Genomic DNA, 8,778 nt, shown 5'->3' with positions numbered 1-8,778 from the left:
TCATGACCGGTGCTCCGGCTGCCCGTACTGCCCTTCCAGCCCCGCCAGCAGCGCCGCGAGCCCCGCCTCGAAGGCCCGCTCGTCGATCTTCTCCTGCTGCTCGGCGAGGAGGTGGGCCTGCCCGAGGTGGGGATAGTCGGCCGGGTCGTAGGCGCTCGCGTCGCCCACGAATCCGCCCGCGAAGGAGCCGAGCGCCGAGCCCATGATGAAGTACCGCATCAGCGCGCCGATCGAGGTCGCCTGCGCCGGGGACCAGCCCGCGTCGACCATCGCCCCGTACACCGCGTCCGCGAGCCGCAGCGCGGCCGGACGGCGGCCGGGGCCGCGCGCGAGGACCGGGACGATGTTGGGGTGGTCGCGCAGCGCGGACCGGTAGGAGACGGCCCAGTCGCGCAGCGCGGTCCGCCAGTCCCGGCCGTCCTCGAACATCGACAGGTCGACCTGCGCGCTCACGGAGTCCGCGACCGCTTCCAGGATCTCGTCCTTGGTGCGGAAGTGGTTGTAGAGCGAGGGCCCGCTGACCCCGAGTTCGGCGGCGAGCCGCCGGGTGGAGACGGCCTGGAGGCCCTCCGTGTCCACGAGGTCCCGTGCCGTCTTCACGATCCGGTCGGTGCTGAGCAGGGGCTTGCGTGGTCGGGCCATGGCGCACATAGTAGGGCTGCGAGCAGAAACTAGCAGTGCTAATTTAAATGTACGTCTTTCAAGGGCCTCAGGGCTTCTCGCCCGGGGCCGTGTGGGGTGATCGCGTGGTGAACCTGGGCCTGAGCGAGGAACAGGCGGCCGTACGGCAGTTGGCCCGTGACTTCGTGGAGCGCGAGATCGCCCCCCATGTCACCGCCTGGGACCGCGCCGAGGAGGTCGACCGGGGCATCGTGAAGAAGCTCGGCGAGGTCGGCTTCCTGGGCCTGACCATCGGCGAGGAGTACGGCGGCTCCGGCGGTGACCATCTCGCGTACTGCCTGGTCACCGAGGAACTGGGCCGCGGCGACTCCTCCGTGCGCGGCATCGTCTCCGTCTCCCTCGGCCTGGTCGCCAAGTCCGTCGCGGCCTGGGGGAACGAGGAGCAGAAGCGCCGGTGGCTGCCGGGGCTGACCTCCGGCGAGCTGATCGGCTGCTTCGGCCTCACCGAACCCGGCACCGGCTCGGACGCGGGGAACCTCACCACCCGGGCCGTACGGGACGGTGAGGACTACGTGCTGAACGGCACCAAGATGTTCATCACCAACGGCACCTGGGCCGACGTGGTGCTGCTCTTCGCCCGCTCCACCGACGCCCCCGGCCACAAGGGCGTCTCCGCGTTCCTCGTCCCCACCGACACTCCCGGCCTCACCCGTCGCACCATCCACGGCAAGCTCGGCCTGCGCGGCCAGGCCACCGCCGAACTGGTGCTGGAGGACGTACGGGTGCCCGCCTCCGCGATGGTCGGCGCCGAGGGCAAGGGGTTCTCCGTCGCCATGTCCGCGCTCGCCAAGGGCCGGATGTCGGTCGCCGCGGGCTGCGTCGGCATAGCCCAGGCCGCCCTCGACGCGGCCGTCCGGTACGCCGGTGAACGCGAGCAGTTCGGCACCTCCATCGCCAGGCACCAGCTCGTGCAGGAGCTGATCAGCGACATCGCCGTGGACGTGGACGCCGCCCGGCTGCTCACCTGGCGGGTGGCCGACCTGATCGACCGGGGCGAGCCGTTCGCCACCGAGTCCTCCAAGGCCAAGCTCTTCGCCTCCGAGGCCGCCGTGCGCGCGGCCTCCAACGCCCTTCAGGTGTTCGGCGGTTACGGCTACATCGACGAGTACCCGGTCGGCAAGCTGCTGCGCGACGCCCGCGTGATGACCCTGTACGAGGGCACCAGTCAGATCCAGAAGCTGCTCATCGGCCGCGCGCTGACCGGAGTCTCGGCGTTCTGAGTTCTGAGTACCCGTCCTGAGTACGTCGGCGGATGTGGCCCGCGCCGCGTCCGCCGACACTCGTGCCATGAGCGACACACCCGTCAAGCAGCAGAGCACGGCCGCCTTCTACGGACAGGCCGTCGCCTCCTTCGCCGTCGCCATGACGGCCACCGCGATCGGCATCTACCGGCTGGACGCCAACGCCTGGGTGCGCGGCTTCCTCGCCATCGCCGTCCTCTACCTCGTCACCTCCGCCTTCACCCTCGCCAAGGTGATCCGGGACAGACAGGAGGCCGGCGAGATCGTCAGCAGGGTCGACCAGGCCCGCATGGAGGAACTCCTCACCGCCCACGACCCGTACCGCAAGACCCCCGACCCCCGGCAGCAGTCTCACTAAGCGGCCGCTCACCTTCGGCGGTATGGTGGTGCTCCTGTCATTCGAGGAGGGGTGAGCGATGAGTGCGGCGCAGGAGACGGTCGGCGGCGAGGCCGACGCGTGGGCCGAGGTCACCCCGGACGCGGCCCGGCGGCTGCTCGTCGCGGCCGTGGAAGCCTTCGCCGAGCGCGGCTACCACGCCACCACCACCCGCGACATCGCGGGCCGCGCCGGGATGAGCCCGGCCGCGCTCTACATCCACTACAAGACCAAGGAAGAGCTGCTCCACCGGATCAGCCGCATCGGTCACGACAAGGCGCTCGACATCCTGCGCACCGCCGCGCGCGGCGAGGGCACGGCGGCCGAGCGCCTCGCCGACGGCGTCAGCTCCTTCGTCCGCTGGCACGCCGGCCGCCGCACCACCGCACGGGTCGTGCAGTACGAGCTGGACGCGCTCGGCCCGGACGCCCGCGCCGAGATCGTCGCGCTGCGCCGCCAGGTGGACGCCGAGGTGCGCGGGATCATCGAGGACGGCGTGGCCGCCGGCGAGTTCGACGTGCCCGACGTACAGGGCACCACCCTCGCCGTCCTGTCGCTCTGCATCGACGTGGCCCGCTGGTTCAGCGTGGACGGCCCGCGCACCCCCGAGCAGGTCGGTGAACTGTACGCGGGCCTCGTCCTGCGGATGGTCGGGGCCCGCTGACCCCGACGCCCGCACACCGGGATCAGAAGTAGTACCGGGACACCGACTCCGCCACGCACACCGGCTTGTCGCCGCCCTCGCGCTCCACGGTGAAGGCGACGGACACCTGGACCCCGCCCGGCACGTCCTCCACGTTCGTGATCACCGCGGTGGAGCGCAGCCGGGAGCCGACCGGCACCGGAGCGGGGAAGCGGACCTTGTTGGTGCCGTAGTTGACGCCCATCTTCACGCCCTCGACCGCGATGAGCTGCGGCCCGAACAGGGGGAGCAGCGAGAGGGTGAGGTAGCCGTGCGCGATGGTGGTGCCGAACGGGCCCGCGGCCGCCCTCTCCGGGTCCACGTGAATCCACTGGTGGTCACCGGTGGCCTCCGCGAACAGGTCGATCCGCTTCTGGTCGACCTCCAGCCAGTCGGTGTGGCCGAGCTGCTCGCCCACGGCCGCCTTCAGCTCGTCGGGGGAGTGGAAGGTCCTCGGTTCTGCCATGATCCCGGCCTCTCGCGTCGTAAGTCTAAGCAACTGCTTAGCATGGTGGGGCGGGCGGCGCCTGTCAACGGCTCGCCCGGCCCGGTGGGTCGGTAGGCTCGGGACGGTGCCCCAGCTTCCCGAGAAGATCCACGAGCTGACCGTAGGCCAGTTGTCCGCGCGCAGCGGCGCTGCCGTCTCCGCCCTGCACTTCTACGAGTCCAAGGGCCTGATCAGCAGCCGCCGCACCTCCGGCAACCAGCGCCGCTACTCCCGCGACACCCTGCGCCGGGTCGCCTTCGTACGCGCCGCCCAGCGGGTCGGCATCCCGCTCGCCACCATCCGTGAGGCCCTCGCCGAGCTGCCCGAGGAGCGCACGCCGACCCGTGCGGACTGGGCCCGGCTCTCCGAGGCGTGGCGCTCGGAGCTGGACGACCGGATCAACCAGCTCAACCGGCTGCGCGACCACCTCACCGACTGCATCGGCTGCGGCTGCCTCTCCCTGGCCACGTGCGTGCTGTCCAACCCGGACGACGTGTTCGGCGAGCGCGGCGCCGGGTCCCGCCTGATGCGGGAGGAGCGGGTGCCGCGTGCGCAGTCCTGAACTCACGGCCGCGCTCGCGGAGATCGACGTGGTGTTCAACGGCGAGGCGAGCCGCGCCGAGTCCGGCTGCGCCCGCCACTGCTGCACGGCCGAGGACGCCGCGTATCTGCGTACCCCGCGCACCCGCCTGCCGGCCGAGTTGCTGAACCGCTTCCTGCACAAGTCGCCGCAGCACTTCGCCGGCCACGCCGCCACGATGCGCCGCCTGCTGCCGCCAGGGCGCGCACGCCCTGGCGGACGGCACCCTGGAGGAGGCTGGCTGGATGCCGCTCGGCCTGACCGGCCTCGCCGACCGCACAGCCCTCCTCGCCCTGCCTGCGACGCCCGCTGGAACGACCCCTACTGGTCCCGCTGAGCCGCGTGTTCCGCCAGCCCCGCCGTTACCAACAGGGCGTTGGACAGGGCCCGTTCACCGTCCGGCAGGAACAGTGTGTCCTCCAGGCCGATGCGCGTCGCCAGTCCCAGCCGGCCGGCCAGCCGCAGGACCGGCCACGCGCCGCCGTCCTCGCCGTGCAGCAGGACGGGACGGCCGTGCGCCGTGTCGAGGGAAGCCAGCAGGGCGTGCGCCGACGTCTCGGCGGTCGCCGGGTCGGTGTCCGTCACCTCCGCCAGCACCCGCAGCACACGCGGCCCCAGCGGCGAGGCCGCGAAGCGCGCCGCGCCCTCCGTGCCGGACCAGATGCCCGCCTCGACCCCGACCCCCCGCGCCAGCAGCAGCCCGGCCAGCTCCTCGGCGCCCGGCTCGTGCCAGTTGACCGAGGCGAAGTCGGGCAGCACCGACCAGGAACGCACTCGCTCCAGCCGCTCGGCGGGGTCGGGCTCGGCCCAGGCACCGGTGGTCACCCCGACCGGTACCCCGGCCCACTCGCGCAGTGCCTCCACCGCGGGCCCGACGACGCGTGCGGACAGGGACTCCCGCCCGCACGGCGTCCGGGGATGCGCATGCACCTCCGTGGCCCCGGCGTCGACGGCGTCCACCGCCGACCGTGCCAACTCCTCCGGCGTCAGGGGGACTTGAGCCCCCGCCGACGCCGTTCTGCTCCCGTTCAGACAGACCTGCACCGGACCATCGTGCCGCACCCGGTCAGGCCGACATCAGCAGCCGCTCCCGCCGCGCCGAGGCCAGCGCGCCCTCGGTGAGGACCGGGCGCGGCACCAGGATGCCGCAGTCGGCGCACACCGGTCCGGCGGACGGCTCGTGATCGAGGCCGTACCGCCACACCAGGCGCTCGCCGTCGCACACCGGGCACACCGACCCCGGCCGCCGCTCCAGGGCGCTGATCAGCCGGTGCAGTACGTCGGCCAGCGGCTCACGGGGGTGCAGCCGCGGGTCGTCGCACCAGGCGACACCGAAGCCGCCCCAGGTCATCCGGTGCCAGTCGTCGACACTGCCCGGCCTGCGCAGGCCGTCGTGCTTCTCCTTCTTACGGCGTTCCGCGAAATCGGCCTCGTAGGTCAGCCACACCGCGCGCGCCTGCTCCAGCTCCACCAGTGCGGCCACGAGCCGCGCCGGGTCGGGGGAGCGGTCCTCCGGGCCGAAACCGGCCCGCCCGCACAGATGGTCCCAGGTCGCCCGGTGCCCGTAAGGAGCGAACCGCTCCAGGCACTTGCGCAGTGAGTAGCGCCGCAGCGCCAGATCGCATCGCGGATCGCGCACCTGTCTCGCCAGACTTCGGAATCCGGCCATCGCCCTGCACCTCCGTCACACCTGTGTCCGCTCTTCGGTCACCTCGGCGTCGCCGTACGGCTGTCGCGCGACGTCGCCGGATAGACGTGCCGCGGGCCGATCCGGCTCCATCCGATTTCCGATGCCCTCCCATAACGCGTTCCGTGTTGACCGCCGGGCATCGGCCTGAGTGACAACGGAACTTGACGCATGTTCACCTTTCTCCGCGGGGATACCGGCGGTAACGTCCGGCCCACCCCCGTCGGGAGGAGCTGCCATGCCACGGCGCACCCCACGTAACGTGTTGTCCGACAGACTCAGAACTCCTCGCACTCTCTCCGGGTTCCTGAAGACGGCCTCGATATGCGTCCTGATCGCGGGTTGTCTTTCCCCGCTCGGTCAGGCGGCGGCCGCCACCAGCGCTCCCACCGCGGTGAACGACTACTGTTCCGGCCAGTGTTCGGACATCCTTCCGCCGGGTGAGAACGGCAATGCCACCCTGGCGCAGATCCTGCTCAACCAGGCTTTCGGCACCCAGCCCGCGCACGCCGAGGACCAGCTCGGCCCCTACGCGAATCTCGCCACCGGCCACCCCGGCCTGACCGACGCGAAGATCAACAACTTTTTCACCGACGCCTCCTTCGGCGTCCCCGCGGACCAGGTCGCCTCCACCGAGAAGCCCGCCGGGCGCACCGACGTCACGATCGTCCGGGACAGGAAGACCGGGGTGCCCCACATCACCGGCACCACCCGCTACGGCACCGAGTTCGGCGCCGGTTACGCGGCGGGACAGGACCGGCTCTGGCTGATGGACGTGTTCCGGCATGTCGGCCGGGGCCAGTTGACCGGCTTCGCGGGCGGCGCCCCCGCCAACCAGGGCCTGGAGCAGGAGTTCTACCGCCAGGCGCCCTACACCGAGGCCGACCTCCAGGCGCAGATCGACGGCGCCGTGGCCAGGAACGGCGAGCGCGGACAGCAGGCCCTCGCCGACGTCACCGCCTACCTGGACGGCATCAACGCCTACATCGACGCCTCCGACAGCGGCCGTTACTTCCCCGGCGAGTACGTCCTCACCGGGCACAAGGACTCCATCACCAACGCCGGCACCATCGACCACTTCAAGGTCACCGACCTGGTGGCGCTCGCCTCGGTCGTCGGCACGCTCTTCGGCTCCGGCGGGGGCGGCGAGGTGAACAACGCCCTCTCCCTGATCGCCGCCCAGTCCAAGTACGGCGTCGAGGAGGGCACCCGCGTCTGGGAGTCCTTCCGGATGCGCAATGACCCCGAGGCCGTCCTCACCCTCCACGACGGACAGCGCTTCCCCTATGCCACCCGGCCCGACAGCCCCCAGGGCCGCGCCCTGCCCGACGCGGGCTCGGTCACCCAGGAACCGCTGGTGTACGACCGCACCGGCAGCGCGGGCACCGCGAGCGCCAGGAGTTCCTCCGCCGCCGTCGCCAAGGACACGCTCAGCTCGGCCCGGCGCGGCATGTCCAACGCCCTGGTGGTCAGCGGCAAGCACACCGCCAGCGGCCACCCGGTCGCCGTCTTCGGCCCGCAGACCGGTTACTTCGCCCCGCAGCTCCTGATGCTCCAGGAGATCCAGGGCCCCGGCATCAGCGCCCGCGGCGCCTCCTTCGCGGGCCTGAGCATGTACGTCGAACTCGGCCGCGGCCAGGACTACTCCTGGAGCGCCACCACCTCCGGCCAGGACATCATCGACACCTACGCCGTCGAGCTGTGCCAGGACGACCACCACTACCTCTACCGGGGCACCTGCACCGCGATGGAGCAGGTCGAGCGCAAGAACGCCTGGAAGCCCACCGTGGCCGACGGCACCGCCGCCGGTTCGTACGCCATGCGCGTGTGGCGGACCAAGTACGGGCCCGTGCAGTACCGGGCGACCGTCGGCGGCAAGAAGGTCGCCTACACCACCCTGCGCTCCTCCTACCTGCACGAGGCCGACTCCATCATCGGCTTCCAGATGCTCAACGACCCCGGCTATGTGAAGGGCCCCGAAGACTTCCAGAAGGCCGCCCAGCACATCAACTTCACCTTCAACTGGTTCTACGCCGACTCCGCGCACACCGCGTACTACAACAGCGGCGACAACCCGGTCCGCGCGGCCGGGGTCGACGCCGAGTTCCCGGTGTGGGCCCAGCCGGCCTACGAGTGGCGGAACTGGGACCCGGCCGCCAACACCGCCGACTACACCCCGGCGAGCGAACACCCCCACTCCATCGACCAGGACTACTACATCTCCTGGAACAACAAGCAGGCCGAGGCGTACACCGCCGCGCCCTGGGGCGAGGGCTCGGTGCACCGGGGCGACCTCCTCGACGACCGGGTGAGCGAGCTGGTCGCGCGGGGCGGGGTCACCCGGACCAAGCTGGTCCAGGCCATGGCGGACGCGGCCCTGGCCGACCTGCGCGCCGAGGACGTGCTGCCGGGGCTGCTGAAGGTGGTCAACTCCGCGCCGGTGAGCGACCCGACGGCAGCGGCGGCCGCGACCAAGCTCCAGACGTGGCTGGACGCGGGAGCCAGGCGCACCGAGACGTCGGCGGGGTCGAAGAAGTACGCCGACGCCGACGCGATCCGCATCCTGGACGCCTGGTGGCCGCTGCTGGTGAAGGCCGAGTTCGAACCCGGCCTCGGCAGCGACCTGTACGGCGCCCTCACCGCCAACCTGCCCGTGGACGAGGCACCCTCCGCCGGACACGGCCCGACCGGCTCGCACGCCGGAAGCTCCTTCCAGTACGGCTGGTGGAGCTATGTCGACAAGGACATACGAGCGGTGCTCGGTGAGCCCGTACAGGGCGGGCTCTCCCGGAAGTACTGCGGCGACGGCAGCCTGACCGCCTGCCGGGACGCCCTGCTCGGCACGCTGAAGCAGGCCGCCGGGCGCACCGCCGCCCAGGTCTACCCCGGCGACGACCTGTGCTCGGCCGGGGACCAGTGGTGCGCCGACTCGATCCGGCAGCGCGCCCTGGGCGGCATCAAGCACGGCAACATCAGTTGGCAGAACCGGCCGACCTACCAGCAGGTCGTGGAGTACACCTCGCACCGCTGACGGCCGTGAGCGG

At 71.5% G+C, this 8,778-nt stretch carries 10 protein-coding genes; 6 read left to right on the top strand and 4 right to left on the bottom strand.

Annotated features, from left to right (window positions below; translation table 11 throughout):
• Complete coding sequence (locus ACZ3HQ_RS26580; RefSeq protein ID WP_467514647.1) at positions 1 to 642, bottom strand: TetR/AcrR family transcriptional regulator; 642 nt, start codon at positions 640 to 642, stop codon at positions 1 to 3.
• 107 nt (positions 643 to 749) lie between these two features.
• On the opposite strand from ACZ3HQ_RS26580, the gene ACZ3HQ_RS26575 reads away from it, so the two are divergent.
• From ACZ3HQ_RS26575 to ACZ3HQ_RS26565, 3 genes are all read left to right on the top strand, one after another.
• Positions 750 to 1,901 carry an acyl-CoA dehydrogenase family protein gene (locus tag ACZ3HQ_RS26575; protein ID WP_467514781.1) on the top strand — a complete coding sequence of 384 codons (1,152 nt, stop codon included), beginning with the start codon at positions 750 to 752 and terminating at the stop codon, positions 1,899 to 1,901.
• A gap of 67 nt (positions 1,902 to 1,968) precedes the next feature.
• A complete protein-coding gene (locus ACZ3HQ_RS26570) occupies positions 1,969 to 2,280 on the top strand; it encodes a YiaA/YiaB family inner membrane protein (RefSeq protein ID WP_350903111.1) in 312 nt (103 codons plus the stop codon).
• A gap of 58 nt (positions 2,281 to 2,338) precedes the next feature.
• A complete protein-coding gene (locus tag ACZ3HQ_RS26565; RefSeq protein ID WP_467514645.1) occupies positions 2,339 to 2,962 on the top strand; it encodes a TetR/AcrR family transcriptional regulator in 624 nt (207 codons plus the stop codon).
• Between the two features lie 22 nt (positions 2,963 to 2,984).
• Here the strand turns inward: ACZ3HQ_RS26565 and ACZ3HQ_RS26560 are convergent, their stop codons facing one another.
• Entirely contained in the window at positions 2,985 to 3,446 is a 462-nt protein-coding gene (locus ACZ3HQ_RS26560; RefSeq protein ID WP_467514643.1) for a MaoC family dehydratase, read from the bottom strand.
• 106 nt (positions 3,447 to 3,552) lie between these two features.
• Between ACZ3HQ_RS26560 and soxR the strand changes: the two genes are divergently transcribed.
• Both soxR and ACZ3HQ_RS26550 read left to right on the top strand, forming a co-directional pair.
• On the top strand, positions 3,553 to 4,029 hold the full coding sequence (gene soxR / locus ACZ3HQ_RS26555) for a redox-sensitive transcriptional activator SoxR (RefSeq protein ID WP_467514641.1): 477 nt from the start codon (positions 3,553 to 3,555) through the stop codon (positions 4,027 to 4,029).
• Positions 4,016 to 4,384 (top strand): hypothetical protein, encoded by a 369-nt coding sequence (locus ACZ3HQ_RS26550; protein WP_467514639.1) that lies wholly within the window; start codon positions 4,016 to 4,018, stop codon positions 4,382 to 4,384. Before soxR ends, ACZ3HQ_RS26550 begins: the two co-directional genes overlap by 14 nt.
• Here ACZ3HQ_RS26550 and ACZ3HQ_RS26545 read toward each other — a convergent pair.
• Both ACZ3HQ_RS26545 and ACZ3HQ_RS26540 read right to left on the bottom strand, forming a co-directional pair.
• Positions 4,369 to 5,091, bottom strand: a complete 723-nt coding sequence (locus ACZ3HQ_RS26545) for a 3-keto-5-aminohexanoate cleavage protein (protein ID WP_467514637.1) — start codon at positions 5,089 to 5,091, stop codon at positions 4,369 to 4,371. The two genes, ACZ3HQ_RS26550 and ACZ3HQ_RS26545, sit on opposite strands and share 16 nt — an antisense overlap.
• 22 nt (positions 5,092 to 5,113) lie before the next feature.
• Positions 5,114 to 5,716 (bottom strand): hypothetical protein, encoded by a 603-nt coding sequence (locus ACZ3HQ_RS26540; protein ID WP_350903120.1) that lies wholly within the window; start codon positions 5,714 to 5,716, stop codon positions 5,114 to 5,116.
• Positions 5,717 to 5,972: 256 nt separating this feature from the next.
• Between ACZ3HQ_RS26540 and ACZ3HQ_RS26535 the strand changes: the two genes are divergently transcribed.
• Positions 5,973 to 8,765, top strand: coding sequence for a penicillin acylase family protein (locus tag ACZ3HQ_RS26535; protein WP_467514635.1), 2,793 nt, complete (start codon positions 5,973 to 5,975; stop codon positions 8,763 to 8,765).
• Positions 8,766 to 8,778: the final 13 nt, after the last annotated feature.

This window comes from Streptomyces sp. NPDC018263, from assembly GCF_055562575.1.
This window is presented reverse-complemented; position numbering and strand designations above follow the sequence as displayed.

Bases quoted from the DNA above. Each gene is read 5' to 3' on its own strand.
- ACZ3HQ_RS26580 (WP_467514647.1), bottom strand. From the start codon at position 642: ATGGCCCGACCACGCAAGCCCCTGCTCAGCACCGACCGGATCGTGAAG.
- ACZ3HQ_RS26570 (WP_350903111.1), top strand. From the start codon at position 1,969: ATGAGCGACACACCCGTCAAGCAGCAGAGCACGGCCGCCTTCTACGGA.
- ACZ3HQ_RS26565 (WP_467514645.1), top strand. From the start codon at position 2,339: ATGAGTGCGGCGCAGGAGACGGTCGGCGGCGAGGCCGACGCGTGGGCC.
- ACZ3HQ_RS26560 (WP_467514643.1), bottom strand. From the start codon at position 3,446: ATGGCAGAACCGAGGACCTTCCACTCCCCCGACGAGCTGAAGGCGGCC.
- ACZ3HQ_RS26540 (WP_350903120.1), bottom strand. From the start codon at position 5,716: ATGGCCGGATTCCGAAGTCTGGCGAGACAGGTGCGCGATCCGCGATGC.
- ACZ3HQ_RS26535 (WP_467514635.1), top strand. From the start codon at position 5,973: ATGCCACGGCGCACCCCACGTAACGTGTTGTCCGACAGACTCAGAACT.